Raw genomic sequence first — 20567 nt, 5'->3', positions numbered from 1 at the left:
TGGTCGGGGCGGGTTGGTCCTGCTGAGCACATGCGGCACCACTCGGGGTGGCTGGTAGGATCCAGGCCGAGTAGAGGTCTTGAGGGGAAAAGATGTTGAGGAATCGAATCGCTGCTTGGTTTGCGTCCGGGGCTGTTGCTGTCTCATTGGCTGCGTGCGGTGACAGCAAGCAGGAGCAGGAGCGTCTGAATCAGTTGGCTATTCAGCGCCTAGAGGAGCAGAAGACACCTGAGCAAAAGGCCGAAGACGCAAAGCGTCTGGCGGATCGCGCCATCGCAGAGGCGGTGGATAAAGCCATGTTCTCTCGCATGTTGAACACAGCCTACGCCATGCGCTCGATAGCGAAGAACCCAAAGTCATTTGAGCTGGTCTCCATCGTTCATATCAAGAAGACGGATACCGTATGCCTAGTGTTCCGGGCAACCAACAGCTTCAATGCAGTGGTGACCGAGAGCGTTGCAGCAAACGCAGCAGGCAAGGCCGTTGACTGGAATACCAGCTGCGCAGGTCAGTCCGGTACGGATTGGACCAAACGCGTTCAAGCGAGTCTGTGAGCTTGGCCTACATGCACCAACCGCCCTTGAGGCGGTTTTTTTTGTGCCCGAAGAAAAGGCCGCATAGCCCGTGGCAAGTAAGAGAGGGAGGGAGGAGAAGAACCACGGGCGCGGCACAAACCTAAGCGCTTTGGCCGGGTTGGCAAAGCGCTTAGGTTTGCCCTGCACGGCGCAGGGCAGGGCACCAAGGGGTGCCGTATGTGCTCAGCAGGTTGTTAACGACCGGGGCTGGCCCGGTCGATGCCGTGGAGCCCACAACTCACGCGAGTTGCGGGGTGGACTTTAGCTCACTAAAGTTTAGTTTGCAAGCTGGCTAAATATAATTTCTTAAGTGTGCTCAACGAAAGCGACGCTCAACTGCTCTCACTACTCCAACGATTTTCATGTCCGAGGTGAAGGTCTTCATGGGATAACGTTCGTTGAGAGGCTTGAGATACCAATCCGCGCCGTCCTTCACAAGTTGCTTGAATGTGGATTCTTCACTGCCGTTCTTGGCGATCACAAAATCGTTGGGCAGAGGCTCTAGATCTGGCTCAACGATGATGACCATGCCTTCTTTGAAGTCTGGCTCCATCGAGTCGCCTTCAACTCGCAGGGCGAATGTGTATTGCCTGACTGGGACGGCAGTCGGGATCTGCTCTGCATCACTTGCCATCGGGGAATAGTTGTTCACTAACTCTTTGGGGTTGCCTGCTTGGACGCTAGAAAGAAGGGGCACGGTGCCGCCCATGTTGGGGCCTAGCGCCACATTGGAAGCTTCTGCAGCGAGCCGTGGTCCATTGCCTGTGGCAAGCCATACGGCACTGAAGCCGGTAACGGCTTGGATGCCGGCTGCTGAATCGGACTTCAACTCCTTGGTATCGCCGCTGAGCCATTGCGTCACTGCGCTTTGGGACTTTTTCGCGGCTTTAGCGATCTCTGTGCGAGTGAACCCCGCGTCTATGAGTGCCTGGATGCGATCTTTAAGGGCCATGGATTAATTAAGCCACCTAAACACTTTAGGCTGCTTTCGTTTGTGACTTGAGTGTGCTAAAGTCAGCCGCATGGAAAAGTCTCATGCGTTTGAACTGTTGGGTGGTACAGCCGCGTCAGTCGCGCGCGAGTGCCGGATTACACCGTCTGCGGTATCGCAATGGCCTGATGAGCTGTCTAAGGATCAGGTTGACCGCGTTCAAGCGGCACTGTGGCGTAAGCACGTTGCTGCGATGAGCCATGTCGGCGCACAGCCTTCGCAGGAGTCGGCCCTTGGTTGACTGCCTGACCTTCACCCACCGCCCAGATCGGAGCTGCACAGCTGCCGGGCGTTTTGTCTCCTCGCTCTATCAAGGTGCTGCACACGCGGGCAGGTGTGTGCAGCTTGTTGTGCTGCGGGCGGTGGGTTTTTTTGTTCATGGACGCAGTGTCGTTGCTGCGGTCGCGGGCCGAAAGCCTGGAATTTTTCTGTTTCAAGGGGGTGCTCTGTGACCTGCTATCTGTCTCCAAATGCATGGCGCGATGTGCTCTACAACGCGGTGCGCAACACCCCCGGCGGCGTCTCAGCCGCTGCCACCTTTCTGACCATGCGCCGTGGTCGCAGCATTCACACCGAGACATTGCGTGCCCGCCTGCGTGGCGTGGATGGCGAGTGGATCAACCTGGAGATGCTGGAGCTGCTGACGGAATGGATGCAGGAATGCCGCGAGCCAGGCGCCCTCAAGTGGCTGAGCATGCTGAACCAGCAATACGGCATGGTGGCTATGACCTTGCCACCGGCCCCTCCTGGTGGTTGGCCCTGCGAGGCCGAAGCCATCCAGAAGAAGCTGCTGCAGCTGGGCGTCGAGGGTGGATCTCTGACAGCCCTGGGCATGCGCGTCACCGAGGACAAGCGCGTGGAGCCGGCCGAGGCCGAACAGATGTGCGCCCAGATCATGGGCGAGGTGGAACTGCTCCTGCGCTTGCACCGCAATGTGCGCCGCGCCGCTGGCCTGGAGGTCGAGCCATGAGACCAGCAGGAGAAATCAGCCTGGCACTGCTTCAAGCAGTAGAGCGCCTGTGGACCCCGGAGCGTGGGCCTACCTTGGCCGAGCTGGCGGAGGCTACAGGATGGCCGAAGGCCTTGGCAAGCCAGACCCTTAAAGACATGAAGCGCTACGGGCGCCTTCTTATTTGCGGCGACCGCAAGGTGCCTGGACGTAATCGACCGGCAGCCGAGTACGCGCTGCCACATCAAATTAATGCCGCCAATGAGGCGGATTTCGTCGGCCTGTCGCAGGCCATGCAGCTCTGGGGGTAAGGAATGGTTTTGGCACACGCTGCCGGTGTTAGGGACGCCGGCGTGTTCTTCTGTTTTCTCATGCTTGGAGGTGCCGCATGAAAGAGCACCGCGAAGAACTGCCGCCGCTCAAGTTTCGGGCGCTGGCCGATGCATTGCTGGGTCAGATAGATACGCTGGTCGAGGCATGGCTGCGTGGCGGCAAGCGAGACGGGCACGAGTGGAAGTGCGCAAACCTCGGCGGCGGTAAAGGCCGCAGCTGCAGTGTGCGCCTGGAGGGCGAGAAGGCCGGCTATTGGTCTGACTTCAATTCGGATAAGTCAGGCCGCGACTTGCTGAGTTTGTATGCAGCGATTCATGGCTTGACCCCAGTGCAGGCCGCGTTGCAGCTTGCTCGCGAGTTGGGCCTGGAGGATGTGGCTGGAGTGGTGAAGACTGCTAGCGGTGCTGCTGTGGCACCACTGGCCAATCCACGCCCCGCGCCGGCCCCAAAGCCCCAAAGTGATAAAGAGCGCTGGACTTCCTTCTGGCCTGTGCCTTCCATCGCGCCCAAACCCACGTTCTCTCATTTCCACCGAAAGCCGGAGGATCTGCAGAACACGGCCGAGTACCGCGACGGCGCAGATCTGCTGGGCTATGTGCTGCGCTATGGCACCAGCGACGGCGGCAAAGATACGCTGCCCTATACCTTTGCGAAGTCTGGCCGCGATGGCAGCCTGGCCTGGAAGTGGCGCACCTGGGACGAACCCCGGCCGCTGTACTTTCCTGGCGGCACACGCCCAGGTGAGCGCACGGTGATTCTGGTTGAGGGCGAGGTCAAGGCCCAGGTGCTGCAAGCCCTGCTAGATGCGTGCGCCCCTAGCATCTATTGCGTGGTGTCCTGGCCGGGTGGCTGCAAGGCCTGGGTCAAGGCCATGTGGGAATGGCTGGCCGGCTGTGCGGTGCTGCTGTGGCCTGACTGTGACGCCCACCGCGAGAAGCTGACCAAGGCCGAGCAGGCCACGGTGAAGGATGACCCCGAAGCCAAGGCTGCACTGGAGGCCAGCAAACCCTTGCTGCCTGCCGAGAAGCAGCCAGGCATGAAGGCGATGCTGGACATTGGCGGGGTGCTGCAGGCCGACCATGGCTGCAAGGTGCAACTGTTGCCCATTCCTGCCCCTGGCGAGAAGCCCAGCGGCTGGGACTGCAAGGACGCCATCGCAGATGAGGGCTGGACGGGCGAGGATGTGCTGGCCTTCTTTGGCCGGGCGCAGCCTTTGCCGGTTGTGGATGCGCTTGCAGACGCGCCCGCTCAGGCTGACGCTCCTGCAGCTGCCGGTGGCAGCGGTGGCAAGCCGCCAAAAAACGATGATCCCGTTGGCACGGGCGGCAATGATGATGACGATTTTGACGAAGACATGGTCAAGGTCGGTGGCTATCTGGTGCCGAGCTGGATGTCGTACTACTACGACGGCGAGAAGGAGCGCTGGAATGTCTCGCGCAAGTTCGTGATTCGCTGCCTGGAGCGCCTGCCGGACATTAAGGAAGTGCTGGGCTTTGACGAGCTGCGCAATACGGTGCAGTGCCGCAAGGCCTGGCCCTGGCCCTATGCCAAGCCCGGCGAGGTGCGCAATTCCGACTCTTTGCTGCTGGGCAAGTGGCTGACCGATACCTATGGGCTGCCGAGCATCAGCAAGGCTGCGCTGGAAGAGGGCATGTTGACGGTCGCGGCCACGCGCCGGTATCACCCGATCAGGGACTATTTGACGGGCTTGAAGTGGGACGGCAAGCCGCGCGTAGATAACTGGCTGGTGCATGTGCTGGGAGAGAAGCCCGAAACCATCAAGCCCGCGCTGTTTGAGTACCTGGGGTTGGTTGGCCGGTTCTGGCTGCTGGGCATGGTCTACCGGGTGATGGATCCAGGCTGCAAGTTTGACTATTGCCCGGTGCTTGAGGGCAGCGGCGGCTTGCGCAAGTCCACCCTGGTGGAGACGCTGGCCACCAGCGAATACTTCAGCGATACCCCGTTTGAAGTGGGCAAGGGCAAGGAAGCGCAGGAGCAGGTGCAAGGCCTGTGGCTGTATGAGATTGCCGAGCTCACCCATTTCAGCAAGTCAGAGGTGGGCGCGATCAAGGCCTTTATCTCGGCCAAGGTGGACCGCTACCGGGTGGCCTATGGCAGCACGGTGGAATCCTTCCCGCGCCAGTGTGTGCTGGTGGGCACCACCAATGAGGATACGTACCTGCGCGACCGCACGGGTAACCGGCGCTTCTGGCCGATCCCGGTCAAGCGCCAGATCAATACCGAGTTCGTGGCCAAGTACCGCGAGCAGCTGCTGGCCGAGGCTTTTGCCCGCTATCTGCAGGGTGAGGCTTACACGCCCACGGGCGACCAGGAAGAGCGCCTGTTCAAGCCGATGCAGGAGAGCCGCCTGGTGGAAACCGCCGTCGATGGCGAGCTGCTGTATGTGCTGACTCGGGTGCCTGTGCAGAACGGCATTCAGAGCGTGGTCAATGAGTTGGCCGACTTTGTGACCTTGCCGCAGTTGGTGCAGGCCTTGGGTGCAGACCCGGCCAAGGCGCCGCCAGGACTGCAGGGGCAGATTACCAGCTGGCTCAAGCATGAGGGCTGGGAGCGTAAGCGTAGCAGTGTGGCGCCCAGGCCTTGGGGCTATGTGCGGCCGAAGAACTGGCCGCCGCAAGAGCGTGTGGGTGGTTTGGATGAGCAGGCGCCAGCGTTGGCTCCGGGCGTGGCTGAGGCTGTGGAAGACGTCACGTTTGTGGCGCCGCCTCTGCCGCCCGAGTTTGCACCGCACGACGCCGAGCCGTGGGACGGGGACGATGCGCCGTTCTGATTACCAATCTTTTCAATGGAGGGCAGCGCCTGAATCGCGCTGCACTGCCTACGTGGCTGGAGGCGTGATTCGCGTCCACGTAGTGGCTATGGCAATGGTGTGCCAGGCCTGCGGTGCAGTGGCGGGGACGGCCTGCTTTGGTGTGCCTATCGACTGATGTCTGTCCATGTCCACGATGTCCACGCGTTTTGCATGGACCTCACCAGATACCCCTTCTCCTGGTTTCCAGGGTTGAGGCCGCTGCATTGCCGAATGGTTGCTGTGTCCTGGTGTCTGCGGAGTTGGACTGGCGGGCGGGCACAGGCCGATGCGTTAGGGGTGCAGGTGCGCGTGCGCGTGGCTTGCAGGCGGGTTCTCTGAACTCTATATACAAAGGGTGGACAGAATGGACAAAGGGACAACAGATCAGAAAGTGAGCAGTCAGTGGTCAGAACATGAGCGTTGGTTGATCACACAGGGGCAGCATCGAATCAAGGCCAAGATGCCCGAGGTCTATAAAACGATTCTTCGCTACGCCGAGAAGGACAAGTCTGTGTGGGGCATTGTGCGCATGGGCCTGACTGGTCGCCCGGACTACTTTTGGGCTTGCGAGGGTGGTGAGGTGGTCGGTGCGCCCTTCACGCGCTTTGCTCGGGCGGTCGAGGTGTCGCGCTTGATAGGCCGCATGGGTTGTGCACACGTGTGCATGATCGCCGGCCACGGTGATCTGGGAGGTGCCTGACCATGGCGCGGATCGAGCACATCAAGCGCCGCCTGGATAACTGGGCGCTGTGGCGGGCGCGGCGTGACAACAATGGTCTGGGCTTCCCGTCGCAGAACATCCTGGCCGTTTGGGGTGCCAATGTTGAGCAGCCGCAGAAGAACCGCGAGTCTGTCATGCCGGTGCTGCACCTGGAGGCTGAGGAGACGGACAAGGCGGTGGAGTCGTTGAAGGGCGGCAAGTCCCACCTGTATGAGACGCTGCACTGCATCTATGTCCGTGACCTGGGCGTGACGGGTACGGCCCGCCAGATAGGCCGCGCCCCGTCAACGGTGCATGCGCAGCTGGATGCTGCAGACCGTGCTATTGATGCCTGGTTGGTGGCGCTCGCTCAGGAGAAAGAGCGCAAACGTGCCGCTTTCAATGCGCGTGATGCGCATCCGGTGAGTTTTCCACCATAGAGAGTTGCAGTACATTTGCGGCAAGCTAGTGCTCAGTGCCCCTAACCGCTGAGTACTTGCCCGGAAACCCCGCCAGTTTGCGCTGTGCGGGGTTTGCTTTTTGTTGACCCCTCGGAGCATCCATGAGCAATGCAGGAAGACGGGCGCATGACGACCGGCGCGGCAGCTCGCACTCGCGTGGCTACAACTACGCATGGCAGCAAGCCCGTGATCAGTTCCTGCGCGATAACCCATTGTGTGCAGAGCATGCAAAGCAGGGACGCAAGGAGCCGGCGTCTGTGGTTGACCACATCGAGGCGCCACGACTGCGCGAGGCTAGGGAGTCGGGAGATCCGGCTCGCTTGGCATCTGCCCATGCGTTGTTCTGGAGTCGTTCCAACTGGCAGCCGCTGTGCAAGTTCTGCCATGACTCGGTGAAGCAACGGGCGGAAAAGTCGGGGCGCGTTCCTGGTTGCGATGCATCCGGGCGCCCCGTTGACCCGTCTCACCCATGGAACCGCAGCCGCTCCGAGGGGGAGGGGGGGTGAAAAATTTACATCCCCTCGCCGTCTAGACCGACCGGTTCTCTCTGTTCGCAAAATGCGGGAAATATGGGGAGGGGGGGTATCAAGTCAGGAGGCCTGTATGGCTGGAAATGCAAACTCTGGCCGCAGCGCCAAACCCTCTTTTCTGCACCTTGCGGGCGGAAATGCCAGCAAAAAAAACGCGGCTGACCTGCTTCGCGAAGTGGAGGCCCAGACCGTCGCATCGAGTGAGCCGCCGATGCCGGAATTCCTCAGCCCGGCCGCACAGGGTGAGTGGCGCCGCGTGGTGGTCGATCTGCTCACGCTGGGCTGGGTGCATCAGCTGGACATGATGGCCCTTGCCTCCTACTGCGAGGCCGTGGCTGATTGGCGGCGATTCCGCGAATTGATCGCAAAGAAAAATTTGGCCGATCCAGAAAGCGGCGATGTGCAGACCTACGCCACGGGCGCGAGGCAGATCAGCGTCTGGCGCCAGTTGGCAAACGATGCTGAAAAGCGCGCGAACGCTGCTGGCGCGCTGTTCGGCATGTCGCCCCTGGCCCGGAGAAACATGAAGACTGCGCTGCTGCCGCAGGGGGAGTTGTTCGGGAATGACGAAAAGGACGCCGTTAGCCGCTACTTCAGCTGATTGCCGCGTCCTCAAATTCGCGCGCCGCGTGCTGCAAGGGCGCATCATCGCTGGCCCATATGTACGCGCTGCGTGCAAGCGGCATCTAAGTGATCTCAAGTCAGGCCACAAGCGTGGCCTGGTGTGGAACCAGGAAGCCGCAGATAAAGCCATTGGGTATTTTGAGGATGTGCTCAAGCTGAACGGCGGCGACTTCGAGGGTAAGCCGTTTTTGTTGGCTCCCTGGCAGGCTTTCATTGTTGGTAGCCTGTACGGCTGGTTTCTGGAAGACGGCCAGAGACGCTTTCGTGTGGTCTACATCGAGACAGGCAAGGGATCGGGCAAGAGTCCGTTGGTTGCAGGCATCGGTCTCTATGGACTGGCATCGGACGGCGAGCAGCGCGCTGAAATCTACGCTGCCGCGACAAAGAAGGAGCAGGCCCAGATCCTGTTTCGTGATGCCGTGGCGATGGTCAATCAGTCGAAAGGTCTGGCTTCGCGCCTGGTGCAGTCAGGCCGCGACGAGAAAGTGTGGAACCTGTTCTACCCTAGTACGAACAGCTTCTTCAAGACCATCTCTGCAGACGAGGGCGGCTCTGGCCCGCGCCCTCATGTTGGTCTGATTGACGAGGTGCACGAGCACAAGACTGCGACGGTCATCGACATGATGATCGCCGGGACCAAGAGTCGGCGCCGGGCCATGGTGATCATGATCACCAACAGTGGCAGCGATAAGAACACGCCCTGCGGTCAGTACCACGACTACGGTGCAGACGTGTGCACAGGCAAGGCGAAGGATGATCGGTTCTTCGGATTCATCTGCTCCTTGGATAAAGGCGATGACCCCATCAAGGATGAGAGCTGCTGGCCGAAGGTCAACCCTTCGCTGCGGTATCGCCTTCCTGGGCAGCGTGAAGGCATCCCCGGATATGCATATCTGCGGGCACAGGTGCAAGGTGCCAGAGGCATGCCATCGAAGCAGGCCAAGGTGCTGCGCCTGAACTTCTGCGTATGGACTCAGGCTGAGTCGCCCTGGATCGACTGGGAGATATGGAGCAGCGCCGCAGACAAAGTGCCGATGCGCTTGCTGCGCAATCGCAGGGCGGTGGCCGGGCTGGACTTGTCCAGCACCACGGACTTGACGGCTTTCGTGTTGCTCTTTTTCCCTACGGTCGAAGATCCGTATTGGCGATTGATGCCTTATTTCTGGATACCTGACCACGACATCGATGAGCGTGAAAAGCGCGACCGGGTGCCGTATCGGGAGTGGATTGAAAAGCGCATGCTGGAGACGACACCAGGGCGTGCTGTCAGTCGTCTGTTTGTGTTGCGCCGTATGCAGACCATCTGTGATTACTTCGGGGGTGTGGAAAAAATCGCCTACGACCGCTGGCGTGTGGAGGATCTTCTGCAGCTCATGGCGGAAAACGGCATCACGTTGCCGCTAATGGAGAAGTTCGGTCAGGGATACGAGTCCATGGGGCCGGCTGTTGATGAATTTGAACGCCGCCTGCTGGGTGCTCCGATACCGGGCGATGAGCCGACTGAACATGCCGAGGTCGTGGAGCAACTCAGGCACGACGACAACCCCGTTTTGACATGGAATGCGGCCAACGCCGTCGTGACCCATGACCCGGCCAACAACCGAAAGGTCGACAAGTCCAAGGCTGCCGCTCGCGTCGACGGCATCGTTGCATCGGTCATGGCCTGCGGCATTAGCGGTAAGGGTTCTCAATTGAGCGGCCCTTCCATTTACGAATCAGGAGTGCGGATATGAAGCTGCGGATTCTTTCGTTTGTGTTTGGAGTGCTCGGCTTCGCCCTCCTGGTTGGTGGGCTGGCTCTGTGGAGCGTCCCGGTTGCGCTGTGCGTGGCCGGGGTCGGTCTGTTGTTGTATGCGTTGCTGCTGGATAAGGCAGCAGCCGCATTGATCGCCAAGGGCGATGCCAAAAAGTAAAGGATCGCCATGTTTTTTTCCTCGCTGCTTGGCGGTAGTGGCACGGGCGACCTCGTGGACAGCAAAAGCGACTTCTGGCGCGGCATCCTCGGCTCGGTCGGCGTGAGCGCATCCGGCGTGCGGGTCACGCCAGAATCTGCCCTGGCCCTGCCCATTCTGCAGAACTGCGTCACTTTGCTGGCCGAGAGCCTAGCCTCGTGCCCGGCTGAGTTGTACCAGCGCCTGGACGATGGGGGACGGGTCGCTGCCACTGAGCATCCGCTCTACAACGTCCTGCGCAACAAGCCCAACGACTTCCAGACTCCCTATGAACGGGTGGAGCTGTCGCAGATGGCTGTCGGTCTGCGCGGCAACAGCTACTCCTTCATTGACCGTGACGATCACGGCCAGGTCAAGGCGCTATGGCCTCTGGATTCCTCCAAGGTCACAGTGCTGAAGGGGCCGGATCTACTGCCTTATTACCAGGTGGCCGGTGCCGGTGCACCGCTGCCTATGCGCCTAGTGCACCACGTTCGCTGGCATAGCCATAACGGTTATGTGGGGCTGTCGCCTATCCAGTTGCATGCCGATGCCATTGGCCTTGCGCAAACGGTGCGGACTTTCGCTGGAAAGTCCTTTGCCAACGGTGCCAGTCTGTCGGGCGTCATTGAGCGGCCCAAAGAGATGAGGGCCATCACTGACCAGGCCACCATCGACGGGATCGTCAACCAGTGGGGCGCTAAATTCAGCGGTGCAGACAATGCGCGGAAAGTGGCGCTGCTGCAGGAGGGAATGACCTTCAAACCGGTCTCACTATCCAACGTCGATGCCGAGATGATCTCCATGCTCAAGGTCTCGGGCGTGGATGTGGCGCGGATCTACAAGATCCCGCTGCCCATGGTCAACGACCTGGAGAAGGCCAACTACAACACCATTGAGCAGCTGCTGATCCACTTCGTGGTGTTCGCGCTGCTGCCCTGGGCCAAGCGGCACGAGGGCGCAATGATGCGCGACTTCCTGCTTGATAAGGAACGGGGGCGCTACTTCATCGAGTTCAATCTGTCCGGCCTCATGCGAGGCGACCAGAAAAGCCGCTACGAGGCCTATGCCATCGGGCGCCAGTGGGGCTGGCTGTCGGTCAACGACATTCGGCGCCTGGAAAACATGCCGCCCATTGGTGGAGGCGATACCTATCTGCAGCCGCTGAACATGGTGGATGCCAGCAAGGGCACGCCGGATCTCAACAACCCTCAAGTGCGCGCCCAGCTGGTGAACCAGCAGCGTGAAATTGAAAAACTACTGGCACCGCAATGAAGAGCTATCTACGTGCAGCCGGGCTGCTGTTCAATCAGCCCCTTCTCGCCACGCCCGATACGGTCGAAATGGCCGTGCGCTGGGCCAACCAGACCATGGGCCTGAACATCATCAACCTGCCAGGCCCGGCCGAGCCGCGCATGTGGCACGACGATGACGACTATTCAGCTGCGCTGGCCAGGCAGGAGGCCGAGCGCCGGGCCATCGTTGAGTCCACGGGCGTGGAAGTGATCGCTGTGCATGGCCTGCTGGTCAGCCGTGGCGCTCACATGAACGTCTGCGAAACCATGACCAGCTATGAAGGGCTGCGCAGCGAACTGCGCCGCGCGGTGGCTGACCCCAAGGTGGAGCGCATCGTCCTGGACATCGACAGCCCCGGCGGTTCTGCCACGGGCGCTTTCGAGCTGGCCTCGGATCTGAGGGCCATGAGTCGGCAAAAGCCCATCACGGGCATCGTCAACTTTCAGGCCTTCAGCGGTGGCTACCTGATCGGGGCGGCTTGTTCGGAGCTGGTGGTCAGCCGCACCAGCGGCGTGGGCAGCATCGGCGTGATTGCCAAGCACATGGACCGTTCGGTGATGGAGGAGCGGGCCGGCGTCAAAGTGACCACCGTCTACGCTGGCGCCCACAAGAATGACCTCTCGCCGCATGAACCCCTCACGGAGCAGTCTCTGCAGTACCTGCAAGGCCTGGTCAATGAGGGCTATGCAATGTTCGTCGATGCGATTGCGGAATATCGCGGGCTCAGCCCCGATGCTGTGCGCGCCACGGAGGCCGGTGTCTATCGTGGTCAAGCCGCCATCAGCCTGGGCCTGGCCGACCGTCTGGAAGCGCCGACCGACGCCCTCGACAACATCACCCGCGCCATCGCCGTGACACGGGCAAACCGCCCTAACGGCAGTCGCCTCTCTGTACGCGCTGCAGCTGCTGCAGCACAAGTTCAACTCTGACGCGTTCGCGGCAGATCTCCCGGCCCGCAGGCATTCGCCGTGCGGGCTTTTTTATTGCCTCAAGGAAGCAAACCATGTCTCTCGTGACTCAACTCCGCAGCGAACGCGCCCAGCTCAATACCCAGCTGCAGGCCCTGGCCAAGAAGGAAGCCGGCGGCGAAACCCTCTCGGCCGAAGAGCTGCAACAGTTCACCTCCCTGGAAAGCCAGATGGCTGACCTGACTGCAAAAATTACCCGCGCCGAATCGGCAGAGCGCCTGGCAGCCTCTGCAGCGGTGCCGGTCACTGAGTCGGGCCGTGGCATCACATCCCCCCCGGTCGCGGCTCCTCACATCACCGTGCACGACAACGCCCCGGCAGGCACTCGCGTTGCGCAGATGGCACGCATGATCGCTCAGGCCCAAGGCAATCAGATGCAGGCTGCAGAGCTGGCACGTCAGGGCGGTTTGGACGAGGGCGTGGTCATGGCGCTGTCTACAACCACTCCCGGCGCTGGCGGTGTGCTCATCCCTGAAAACATGGCCCGCGAGGTCATTGAATCGCTGCGCCCGGTATCCATCCTGCGCAGCTTCGGTGTGAAGACATTGCCGTTGATCAACGGCAATATGGGGCTGCCTCGCGTCAAGGGCAACACCTCGGTGGGCTATATCGGCATGGATACCGACATTCCCGTGACTGGCATGACCTTCGAAGATCTGAAGCTGCAGGCCAAGAAGCTGGCGGCTCTGGTGCCAATCAGCAATGACCTGCTCAAGTTCCAGGGCGTCAATCCGCAAGTGGACGCGATTGTTGTGGATGACCTTTTTACAAGCGTTGGCTTGTATGAAGACATCACCTTCATCCGTTCCAACGGCAACGGCGGGCTCACCCCTAAAGGTCTGCGCTACTGGGCGCCGGCCTTCAACGTGGTGGCAGCTCCGGCGGGTGCAACCATGGCGGACATTGATGCCTTCTGTGGCAGCCTGATGCTGCGCGTGGAGCTGGCAAACGCCAAGCTGGCTAGCTGCGGCTGGATGATGAATCCGCGAACTGTCCGCTTCCTGCAGACGGTTCGGGATGGCAACGGCAACCTGGCCTTTCCCGAGATCAATGAAGGCCGCTTCAAGGGCTACCCCTACAAGCTGTCCACGCAGATCCCGATCAACCTGGGGGCGGGTGGTGACGAATCCGAAATCTACTTCGGTGACTACTCCGATTGCTACATCGGTGAAACCGGGCAGCTCGCTCTGGCCTATAGCACCGAGGCCTCTTACAAGGACGCCAACGGTGACACCGTCAGCGCCTTCCAACGTGACCAGACTCTGGTGCGCGTGATCAATCACAACGACTTCGGTCCCCGTCACGTCGAATCCGTCGCCGTGGGCACCGGCGTGAAGTGGGGCAAGGAGATGCTGGCCTAAGCATCTTCCCCTCTCCCGCCTGGTAGCAACTGGGCGGAGGTTCAACCTCAAGGAATATTCATCATGAGCAAAGATAAAAAAGTCGCTGTGACGTTCAAGAAGCCATGGCGCGGCTACAACAAGGGCGAGGTTGCTGGTTTCGATGAAGAAACGGCAGCATCCCTGGTCGATGCCGGTCTGGCCGATTCGCAGACTCAAGCCAAGCCTGCGCGCGGAAAGCAGAATGCGACAGAAGGCGGAGGCGAAAAGACTTCCGCGAATAAGCCCGCCGATGGCAAAGTTACTGGCGATGGCGGCGACAAGTCGCCTGATGGCAACGGCGCCGGCACTGGTGGCGCTGACGACGACCGGCCCTGATCATGGCGCGCCGCATCCGTTATACCGGCGAGCCGGTGCTAACACTGGCGGAGGTGGTGGAGTGGGTGCGGGAAGATCCGGCGACAGCTCAAGCGGATCTGATCACCAAGCTGATCATTCCTACTGTCACTGCGCAGTGCGAGGCTGAAACCGGGGCAGCAATCCAAGAGGCTGAGTATGAGGAAGACTGGCCCGCTGGCATCCGCGCTCGTGCCCTGGATAGAGGGCAGGCGACAGAGATTCTCAAAGTGCAGATCCTTCAGCCTGATGGTGCTCTGCTCTCGCCGGATCAGTACTGCTTGCAGATCGGTCAGCGAGTCAGCGTGCTTACAGTGCGCTCAGACGTCGCCTTGCGTATCACGTACAAGGCGGGCCTGGATCTGGTTGCATACCCTTCAGTGCGCTCCTGGATGCTGATGTATGCAGCCACTCTCTGGGCACAGCGCGAGGTCATTGCGCAGGGGGGGCTGGTTCCGCTGCCAGGCCAGTTTCTCGACTCCATGCTGTCGGACATCAAAGTCCCGCCACGTTTTTAGGAGGCTCCATGCTATCCGCTGGAAGACTACGACACCGCATTCAGTTTATGTGGCGAGATCCGAATGGTCCGATGGGTAGACCTTCTCCAATCTGGGAAGACTTTGGCGCACCGGCCTGGGGTCACATTAAGTTCCTGTCTGGCAGTGAAACCATCAAAGCAGGTCAAACGGCCAGCAGGGCATCTGCCAGCATCCGTCTACGTTGGCGCACTGACATCACTGCGGAGATGCGCGCTGTCAGTTCGGGTGTGGTGTTTGAAGTCAAGTCAGTGCTTCCTGACTTGATTCAAAGGGAGCACGTCGATTTGGTATGCGAGGTGATCAATGGCGGTCGCAGCTAATTCCTTAATCGCGCCGGTGGATCTCTCTGGCCTTCAATCGCTGTTTGATGACTTGGGCGATGCAGCAGAGGATGCTGCGCGTCCAGCAGCTCAGGCGGCAGCGCAGGCTTTTTATGATGCAGCCAGCTCCAACATCGCCAAGATTCCCAAGGTTTCGGGTTCGTTGTCGCAGGCGCTCTATCAGGTGTTCTCACAGGACAACAGTGGCCCCGGCTTCGCTGAATATCACATCAGTTGGAATGCTAGAAAGGCCCCTCATGCTGGGCTTGTGGAGTACGGGCACTGGCAGCGCTACCAGGTCGTGATGACGGCAAAGGGTTGGGTCACGTTGGTGCGCCCAGATAAGGTCGGGAAGAAAAAGCCTCGCCGCAGAGCAAGCCAGGCAGAGAAGGATGCCTACTATGTCCCACGTCCTGATGGCCCGGTGTACATCCCTGGTCATGCATTCATGCGCGGTGCCATGCGAGCGGCACCTGCCGCTGTTCTTGCCTCGGCAGATGTGCTTTGGCAAGCCCTGGAGGGGGTGAGGTGATGGACCTGATTCTTGAAGCAGCCATCAAGGCAGTGATTCCCCGCTGCCATTGCCCGGTTGCCCCGCCAGACACGCAGACGCCCTATGTCATCTGGCAGCGCTTTGGAGGCGATGCATCCGACTATCTCGACAATGAAGATCCTCAGCTGGAGACGGCTGAGGTGCAGCTGCGAATCTTCAGTGATAACGTCCTGGAGCCGAAGCAGTTGATGCCGCAGCTGCTCAGTGCTTTGCGCGCTCACCCGGATCTGGTCATACGGCCGATAGGCAACTTCCGCGACGATTACGACCACGACATGGATCTCTATTCCGCCGACCAGGATCTGCGCGTGTCTTACTAGACAGCGCAGTTTGATAGCATTCCCTTAATTACAGGAGAGGGATATGCGTCTGATATTCATGGTTCTAGGCTTGGCTGCACTTGCTGGTTGTGGTGTCGAAATGGATGCCAAGAATGCAGCGAAGAAATTGCTTAACGATCCGGGCAGCGCGGAGTTTTCGGACCTGCGCAAGGGGTCCGAGCCAGATAACGTCTGCGGCTACCTCAATGCAAAAAATCGCATGGGCGGCTATGTAGGGAAGACTCCGTTCTTCTATGAAGGCGCAACTCAGACGGTTGCCATCGTGGCGCCTGTTGAAGATGGCGACTTCAGGTCTATATGGCTTGGAATTCGTTTGAACGATTTCGATAAAGACCTTGAGAAGACCCGTCAGAAGTGCGAAGTGGTAGCTAAATGGCCAGCCGTTTGCGGATCTTCCTACCCTGGACCAAAGCATGACTTATGTGATGTGATTTTGGATGGTGGTGCCAGTGGCATTTACACGGCACTGCGCGACAAGTACGACCGATAGATTCCGCCGCCATTTGTGCGGCTTTCATCTGCCCGTAAGGGCTCCACACCCGCCATGGGAAACCAGGCGGGTTTTTCTTTGCCTGAAAGGGGCACAACCATGCGCAAAGTTCCTCTGCCCGATGGGGCAAAACTCTATCTGTACACCGCAGCGCTGACGGCCTTGGCCGCCGGTGAATTGTCCAATGCCGCGCACGCGGTGGTGACGGTGGCCAACACCTTGGAGGCCAACGCTGTGGTGGTCATTACCAGCGAAGACTACCCCGAGCTGGAAGGTCGTGTCGCCCGCGCCAAAGCTGTGACCGCTGATAACGTCACACTGGACGGCGTCGACACCCTCGATCTCTCCAAATTCCCGCCCGGCGGCACTGTAGCGCTGATTCCATTAGTGGCTGACGAATGGCAGCGCCTGCCTTATGTCCCTGCCTTTGGCCTGACTGGCGGCGACATCAAGACCGGCACCAGCTCTTACCTGGACGTCCCTGATGACCAGGAATTCAGCCTGGGTCGCAATGCCCGTCGCCTGGAATACACCATCAGCTGGAAGCAGGGCGGCGAGGCCCGCGCGGCACTGCAGGCCTCCGATGGCCTGGAGTCTGTGCACCGTTTGCAGTTCAAGGACGGCTCTACAAGCTACTACGTGGGCGAGCTGGCCTATGACGACACGCCGAGTACCGAAAAGGGTGCCGAGATGACCACCAAGTCCACGGTGCTGCTGCGCGGTGCGCCCACCAACCTGGCCAAGGCAGCTTGATCATGAGCGAGCAGATTGCACGCCAGATCGTGCTGGGCCAGCGGCCCAAAGGCATCGTTCATTCCCTCAAGATCACCATGCTGGACGGGACGGAGGGACTGTTGCCCGTGACGTTCCGGTACCGCGACCGCGTGGAGTTTGGCGAGTTTCTGGACAGCCTCCACGGGGTCCAGGTCCCGAACTTTGATGGCACTGCCGCAAATGCCTCCAAGCAGTTGCAGCGTGGAGCTGTGCAAATCAACGGCCAATATGTCTTGAGCTGCTTGGAGGACTGGGGGCTTGACGTTCCCTTGACTCTCGACAACTGCATTCAACTGGCGCGTGAGATCCCAGCAGCCGTGCAGGCGGTGATGGAGACCTATCGACAGATCTGCATCGAGGGCCGCCTGGGAAACTGATTGCGGCAGTGCGCGCCCGGTACACGCAGCTCCCGGATGCCCAGTACCTCAAGGACTGGGGGCTGCCCGTGAGCCAGTACGCCGACATGTTCCGCGTCGAGGTCTGGCCCGAAAACTGGACCGCCTGGGGCCTGTTCGATGCCCTGCAGACGCAGTGGCGCGTTGGCGCAGGCGGGATTGTGGGCCTGGATTATGGCGTGCTGGCCGACGAACTGCGCGCGCGCGAAATCCCCCATGAAGACCACGAGCGGCTGCGTGCCGAGGTGCGTGTCATGGAGGCTGCCGCACTTCAAGAAATCTATGCTGAGGCTGAAAAATGAGCGATACCGACCGCCGTAAAGTCCAGATTGAGGCTTCGATGGACGCCACCGGCGTGCGCGAGGGGGGCGCCGATGCAGTGGCCGCAGCCAGGGAAATGGCTGCAGGCGTGGAGGCTGCTGGCCAAAAGGCTGCACAGGGACTTAAGCCTCTAGAGACTCAGTCACAGCAGTCCGCCGCAGCAATGTCTCGGGCTGAAAAAAATATGGTCGGCAGCATCCAGCGCGCGACCGTGGCTCTGCAGTCCGGTGGCAAAGCCGGATCTGACTACTACGACATGCTGGCAAAACAGCGCGGCATCTCGGGTGACGTACTTAAGCCTTATATCGACCAAATGCGCCAGGCCGAGGCCGCGCAGAAGGCCCTAAAGCAGTCCGGAGGCATCAGCGAGGGGCAGCGCAATGCGGCACTGCGCGGCGTTCCCGCCCAGCTTCAGGACGTGGTTGTTTCGCTGGCAGGCGGTCAAAACGCCATGACAGTGTTCTTGCAACAGGGGTCGCAGCTACTCACCACGTTCGGCACTGCTGCTGAAATGATCAAAGGCCTGGGTGGGTACATCCTTGGCCTGGTCAACCCTCTGACGGTCCTTGGGACTGCTGCGGGTCTGCTTGCTGTTGCTTTCTACCAAGGGAGCCAGGAGGCCCGTGAATACTCCAAAGCCTTGATTCTGTCGGGCAACGCTGCCGGCACCACGGCGGGACAGTTGGCCCTCATGGCCGAAAGTCTGGGCTCCAAGAAGGGCCTCACCCAGTCCGGAGCGGCCGAGGCGCTGACGCAGATTGCTGCGACTGGCAATGTGGCGACCGAGACCATTTCCAAGGCCGCCGAGGCGGCTTTGCGCTTTGACCAGGTGGGCGTGCCTATCAAAAACACGGTCAAGGACTTTGAGGAGTTGGGTAAGTCTCCCGTCGAGGCTTCTTTGAAGCTGACGGAGCAGCACCGCTATCTCACTGCCGAGATCTTCAGCCAGATCAAGGCCCTGCAAGACCAGGGGCGCGAAGCCGAGGCCGCCAAGCTGGCTCAGGAAGCCTATGCGGACTCCATCATCGGTCGCACGACCCAGCTGCAGGAGCATGTGGGCTTGCTGGAGCAGGCCTGGAAAGGTTTGGCCAAGGGCGCAAAAGCTGCCTGGGACGCCATGGCGGGTATCGGCCGTGGCACGACTGTTGAAGAGCAGCTGCAGCGGCAAGTCCAGGTCGTTGCGACTTTGCAGCAAAAGCATGATGACTACGTCGCGCGCTACGGCAGCGGCCGAAACAACAGCGAGGCATTACTCGGTGCAGCCCAGGCGCGCATGATCGAGCTGCAGGGTGAGGTCAATGAAGCTACGACAAAAGCCATGGCTGAAGGTCATGCTCAGCAGGTTCAGAAGGCCGGAATCAAAGCCATTGAGGCCGTGAGCAAAGCCAATGAGCGCGCGCTGACCAAGCAGGAGCAGAAGGTAAAGGCGCTTGAGGACTATGCAAACAACATCGCCAAGATCAGAGCAGCCAACCCCAATGACGCGCTGCTAGATCCCAAGCTGATTGCCAAAACCAAGGCCAGTATTGAGGAGCAGTTCAAGGAGAAGGGCGGCGGCCGGGGTGGCAGCACGGCACCGGCCGCGCGCCGGCTTGACCTCTCCGAGATTCAGAACGCCGCCCGCGAGGAAGTGCGCATCATCGATGGCAAGCAAAAGGATCTTGACCGCCTGCGCCAGTCCGGCCTGATTGATGACCAGGGCTACTACAGCCAAAAGCGCTCGCTGATCGAGGAGTCCAGCAAAGTCGAGGAAACCGCACTGCAGGAGCAGATAGCCCGTCTGCAGCAGGAGAAGGTCAAGGGCAGCGATGCGCTGGCCGTCAAGAAGCAGATTGCGGATACCGAGTCCAAGCTGGCCGCCAAGCGGCTGGAGACTGGCGAAAAGCTCAAGGCCCTGTCCTTTGAGGAAACCTTGGCCACTGATCGCCAGCGTATGGCCATGGAGTCTCTGGCGGAGTCGCACAAGCGTGCCATGGAGCAGATGCGGGAGCAGCAGCAGCGCACCATCAGCTCGGCTTGGATGGGAAGCAAGGATCGCCAGCGGGCTGAGAGCATATGGGGTATCAAGGACAGCTACCTTTCCGAAGAGCGCAGTTTGCGCGACCGGCGCATGTTCACGGCGAACCTCTCCAAGGAGCAGCAGGCACAGATTGACCAGCGCTTGGCTGACCTGAAGGCGGAAAAGGAAGAGCGCATCCGCATCGCTGAGGCTACCTATGCGGAACTGGACCAGCTGCAGACAAAGTGGGAACTGGGCGCAGGTTTTGCCATGCAGAACTATGTGGACCAGGCGGCCAATGTGGCGCAGCAGTCGGCCGATGCATTTGCCAATGCCTTCAGGGGTATGGAGGATGCGCTGGTCAAGTTCGTGACCACGGGCAAGCTGTCGTTCACGGATCTGGCCAACAACATCGTGGCCGACATCACCCGCATCATCATCAAGCAGCAGCTCAGCAACGCGTTGGGCGTGGCCGGCTCTAGTGGGAGCTCGGGCAGCGGCCTCATGGGGCTGCTGGGCCAGGGTTTGGGACTGCTGACGGGGGCGTCTTCTGTCGGCAATGCAGGCTGGGGTGACTACAGCGCAGAGGGCTTGGCAGCGGCGTTTGGCGTGGAGACCAATGCGCTTGGCGGTGTCTACGACAGTCATAGTCTGAGTGCTTACCGCAACCAGATCCACGACACGCCTCAGTTCTTTGCATTCGCCAAGGGGGCGGGGGTGTTTGGAGAGGCCGGGCCCGAGGCAATCATGCCGCTGACCAGAGCGCCGGATGGCAATCTGGGTGTAAGAGCGCTGTCGAGTGCAAGCAGTGGCCCGACGAATATCAACGTCACTGTGCAGATGCCGCAAGGCGGAAGCCGGGAGACGGCGGTGCAGTTTGGCCTGACGGTGGGGCGGCAGATTGCTATCGCACAGTCCAGAAACGGCTAG

General features: G+C 60.3%; 23 protein-coding genes. 22 read left to right on the top strand and 1 reads right to left on the bottom strand.

The window, feature by feature from the left end:
• Positions 1-92: 92 nt before the first annotated feature.
• Positions 93-554, top strand: a complete 462-nt coding sequence (locus DJFAAGMI_RS09460) for a hypothetical protein (protein ID WP_211456944.1) — start codon at positions 93-95, stop codon at positions 552-554.
• Between the two features lie 337 nt (positions 555-891).
• On the opposite strand, the gene DJFAAGMI_RS25030 is transcribed toward DJFAAGMI_RS09460, so the two are convergent.
• Complete coding sequence (locus DJFAAGMI_RS25030) at positions 892-1527, bottom strand: LexA family protein (RefSeq protein WP_045839884.1); 636 nt, start codon at positions 1525-1527, stop codon at positions 892-894.
• A gap of 487 nt (positions 1528-2014) precedes the next feature.
• On the opposite strand from DJFAAGMI_RS25030, the gene DJFAAGMI_RS09450 reads away from it, so the two are divergent.
• From DJFAAGMI_RS09450 to DJFAAGMI_RS09350, 21 genes are all read left to right on the top strand, one after another.
• Entirely contained in the window at positions 2015-2536 is a 522-nt protein-coding gene (locus DJFAAGMI_RS09450; RefSeq protein WP_211456943.1) for a hypothetical protein, read from the top strand.
• On the top strand, positions 2533-2826 hold the full coding sequence (locus DJFAAGMI_RS09445; protein ID WP_211456942.1) for a hypothetical protein: 294 nt from the start codon (positions 2533-2535) through the stop codon (positions 2824-2826). The genes DJFAAGMI_RS09450 and DJFAAGMI_RS09445 overlap by 4 nt, the downstream gene beginning before the upstream one ends.
• 77 nt (positions 2827-2903) lie before the next feature.
• Positions 2904-5639, top strand: a complete 2736-nt coding sequence (locus DJFAAGMI_RS09440; RefSeq protein WP_211456941.1) for a VapE domain-containing protein — start codon at positions 2904-2906, stop codon at positions 5637-5639.
• Between the two features lie 445 nt (positions 5640-6084).
• Complete coding sequence (locus tag DJFAAGMI_RS09435) at positions 6085-6360, top strand: hypothetical protein (RefSeq protein WP_211456940.1); 276 nt, start codon at positions 6085-6087, stop codon at positions 6358-6360.
• A gap of 2 nt (positions 6361-6362) precedes the next feature.
• Positions 6363-6800, top strand: coding sequence for a hypothetical protein (locus DJFAAGMI_RS09430; RefSeq protein WP_211456939.1), 438 nt, complete (start codon positions 6363-6365; stop codon positions 6798-6800).
• Between the two features lie 624 nt (positions 6801-7424).
• Positions 7425-7952 carry a P27 family phage terminase small subunit gene (locus tag DJFAAGMI_RS09425; protein WP_211456938.1) on the top strand — a complete coding sequence of 176 codons (528 nt, stop codon included), beginning with the start codon at positions 7425-7427 and terminating at the stop codon, positions 7950-7952.
• Complete coding sequence (locus tag DJFAAGMI_RS09420; protein WP_211456937.1) at positions 7915-9708, top strand: terminase large subunit; 1794 nt, start codon at positions 7915-7917, stop codon at positions 9706-9708. The genes DJFAAGMI_RS09425 and DJFAAGMI_RS09420 overlap by 38 nt, the downstream gene beginning before the upstream one ends.
• Positions 9705-9887, top strand: a complete 183-nt coding sequence (locus tag DJFAAGMI_RS09415) for a hypothetical protein (RefSeq protein ID WP_197577423.1) — start codon at positions 9705-9707, stop codon at positions 9885-9887. Before DJFAAGMI_RS09420 ends, DJFAAGMI_RS09415 begins: the two co-directional genes overlap by 4 nt.
• Before the next feature lie 9 nt (positions 9888-9896).
• Positions 9897-11180, top strand: coding sequence for a phage portal protein (locus tag DJFAAGMI_RS09410; protein WP_211456936.1), 1284 nt, complete (start codon positions 9897-9899; stop codon positions 11178-11180).
• A complete protein-coding gene (locus tag DJFAAGMI_RS09405) occupies positions 11177-12130 on the top strand; it encodes a S49 family peptidase (protein WP_211456935.1) in 954 nt (317 codons plus the stop codon). The genes DJFAAGMI_RS09410 and DJFAAGMI_RS09405 overlap by 4 nt, the downstream gene beginning before the upstream one ends.
• Before the next feature lie 74 nt (positions 12131-12204).
• Positions 12205-13530, top strand: coding sequence for a phage major capsid protein (locus tag DJFAAGMI_RS09400; protein WP_211456934.1), 1326 nt, complete (start codon positions 12205-12207; stop codon positions 13528-13530).
• Between the two features lie 63 nt (positions 13531-13593).
• Positions 13594-13887: a hypothetical protein gene (locus DJFAAGMI_RS09395; protein ID WP_211456933.1), complete on the top strand. Its 294-nt coding sequence runs from the start codon at positions 13594-13596 to the stop codon at positions 13885-13887.
• 2 nt (positions 13888-13889) lie between these two features.
• Positions 13890-14423 (top strand): hypothetical protein, encoded by a 534-nt coding sequence (locus DJFAAGMI_RS09390; RefSeq protein WP_211456932.1) that lies wholly within the window; start codon positions 13890-13892, stop codon positions 14421-14423.
• Between the two features lie 8 nt (positions 14424-14431).
• Entirely contained in the window at positions 14432-14764 is a 333-nt protein-coding gene (locus DJFAAGMI_RS09385) for a phage head closure protein (protein WP_211456931.1), read from the top strand.
• The gene (locus DJFAAGMI_RS09380) at positions 14748-15296 is read left to right on the top strand and encodes an HK97 gp10 family phage protein (RefSeq protein ID WP_211456930.1); all 549 of its coding nucleotides are present in this window, start codon (positions 14748-14750) and stop codon (positions 15294-15296) included. The genes DJFAAGMI_RS09385 and DJFAAGMI_RS09380 overlap by 17 nt, the downstream gene beginning before the upstream one ends.
• The gene (gene gp17, locus DJFAAGMI_RS09375) at positions 15296-15637 is read left to right on the top strand and encodes a tail completion protein gp17 (protein ID WP_211457404.1); all 342 of its coding nucleotides are present in this window, start codon (positions 15296-15298) and stop codon (positions 15635-15637) included. The genes DJFAAGMI_RS09380 and gp17 overlap by 1 nt, the downstream gene beginning before the upstream one ends.
• Positions 15638-15680: 43 nt before the next feature.
• Positions 15681-16148 carry a hypothetical protein gene (locus tag DJFAAGMI_RS09370; protein WP_211456929.1) on the top strand — a complete coding sequence of 156 codons (468 nt, stop codon included), beginning with the start codon at positions 15681-15683 and terminating at the stop codon, positions 16146-16148.
• 99 nt (positions 16149-16247) lie between these two features.
• Positions 16248-16901, top strand: coding sequence for a phage tail tube protein (locus tag DJFAAGMI_RS09365; protein ID WP_211456928.1), 654 nt, complete (start codon positions 16248-16250; stop codon positions 16899-16901).
• Positions 16902-16903: 2 nt separating this feature from the next.
• Positions 16904-17299, top strand: a complete 396-nt coding sequence (locus tag DJFAAGMI_RS09360) for a phage tail assembly chaperone (protein ID WP_211456927.1) — start codon at positions 16904-16906, stop codon at positions 17297-17299.
• Positions 17300-17307: 8 nt separating this feature from the next.
• Positions 17308-17619, top strand: a complete 312-nt coding sequence (locus DJFAAGMI_RS09355) for a DUF1799 domain-containing protein (RefSeq protein WP_211456926.1) — start codon at positions 17308-17310, stop codon at positions 17617-17619.
• Positions 17616-20567 (top strand): phage tail tape measure protein, encoded by a 2952-nt coding sequence (locus DJFAAGMI_RS09350; RefSeq protein ID WP_211456925.1) that lies wholly within the window; start codon positions 17616-17618, stop codon positions 20565-20567. Before DJFAAGMI_RS09355 ends, DJFAAGMI_RS09350 begins: the two co-directional genes overlap by 4 nt.

Origin of the sequence: Comamonas brasiliensis (genome assembly GCF_018292285.1) — a bacterium.
Classification (GTDB): Bacteria; Pseudomonadota; Gammaproteobacteria; order Burkholderiales; family Burkholderiaceae_C; genus Comamonas; species Comamonas brasiliensis.
Note: the sequence above shows the minus strand (reverse complement) of the source record. Positions and strands in the feature narration are given on the sequence as shown.

Excerpts from the sequence above, each read along its gene's own strand:
- DJFAAGMI_RS09460 (WP_211456944.1), top strand. The coding sequence starts at position 93 with ATGTTGAGGAATCGAATCGCTGCTTGGTTTGCGTCCGGGGCTGTTGCT.
- DJFAAGMI_RS25030 (WP_045839884.1), bottom strand. The coding sequence starts at position 1,527 with ATGGCCCTTAAAGATCGCATCCAGGCACTCATAGACGCGGGGTTCACT.
- DJFAAGMI_RS09445 (WP_211456942.1), top strand. The coding sequence starts at position 2,533 with ATGAGACCAGCAGGAGAAATCAGCCTGGCACTGCTTCAAGCAGTAGAG.
- DJFAAGMI_RS09440 (WP_211456941.1), top strand. The coding sequence starts at position 2,904 with ATGAAAGAGCACCGCGAAGAACTGCCGCCGCTCAAGTTTCGGGCGCTG.
- DJFAAGMI_RS09430 (WP_211456939.1), top strand. The coding sequence starts at position 6,363 with ATGGCGCGGATCGAGCACATCAAGCGCCGCCTGGATAACTGGGCGCTG.
- DJFAAGMI_RS09425 (WP_211456938.1), top strand. The coding sequence starts at position 7,425 with ATGGCTGGAAATGCAAACTCTGGCCGCAGCGCCAAACCCTCTTTTCTG.
- DJFAAGMI_RS09420 (WP_211456937.1), top strand. The coding sequence starts at position 7,915 with ATGACGAAAAGGACGCCGTTAGCCGCTACTTCAGCTGATTGCCGCGTC.
- DJFAAGMI_RS09415 (WP_197577423.1), top strand. The coding sequence starts at position 9,705 with ATGAAGCTGCGGATTCTTTCGTTTGTGTTTGGAGTGCTCGGCTTCGCC.
- DJFAAGMI_RS09410 (WP_211456936.1), top strand. The coding sequence starts at position 9,897 with ATGTTTTTTTCCTCGCTGCTTGGCGGTAGTGGCACGGGCGACCTCGTG.
- DJFAAGMI_RS09405 (WP_211456935.1), top strand. The coding sequence starts at position 11,177 with ATGAAGAGCTATCTACGTGCAGCCGGGCTGCTGTTCAATCAGCCCCTT.
- DJFAAGMI_RS09400 (WP_211456934.1), top strand. The coding sequence starts at position 12,205 with ATGTCTCTCGTGACTCAACTCCGCAGCGAACGCGCCCAGCTCAATACC.
- DJFAAGMI_RS09395 (WP_211456933.1), top strand. The coding sequence starts at position 13,594 with ATGAGCAAAGATAAAAAAGTCGCTGTGACGTTCAAGAAGCCATGGCGC.
- DJFAAGMI_RS09390 (WP_211456932.1), top strand. The coding sequence starts at position 13,890 with ATGGCGCGCCGCATCCGTTATACCGGCGAGCCGGTGCTAACACTGGCG.
- DJFAAGMI_RS09385 (WP_211456931.1), top strand. The coding sequence starts at position 14,432 with ATGCTATCCGCTGGAAGACTACGACACCGCATTCAGTTTATGTGGCGA.
- DJFAAGMI_RS09380 (WP_211456930.1), top strand. The coding sequence starts at position 14,748 with ATGGCGGTCGCAGCTAATTCCTTAATCGCGCCGGTGGATCTCTCTGGC.
- gp17 (WP_211457404.1), top strand. The coding sequence starts at position 15,296 with ATGGACCTGATTCTTGAAGCAGCCATCAAGGCAGTGATTCCCCGCTGC.
- DJFAAGMI_RS09370 (WP_211456929.1), top strand. The coding sequence starts at position 15,681 with ATGCGTCTGATATTCATGGTTCTAGGCTTGGCTGCACTTGCTGGTTGT.
- DJFAAGMI_RS09365 (WP_211456928.1), top strand. The coding sequence starts at position 16,248 with ATGCGCAAAGTTCCTCTGCCCGATGGGGCAAAACTCTATCTGTACACC.
- DJFAAGMI_RS09360 (WP_211456927.1), top strand. The coding sequence starts at position 16,904 with ATGAGCGAGCAGATTGCACGCCAGATCGTGCTGGGCCAGCGGCCCAAA.
- DJFAAGMI_RS09350 (WP_211456925.1), top strand. The coding sequence starts at position 17,616 with ATGAGCGATACCGACCGCCGTAAAGTCCAGATTGAGGCTTCGATGGAC.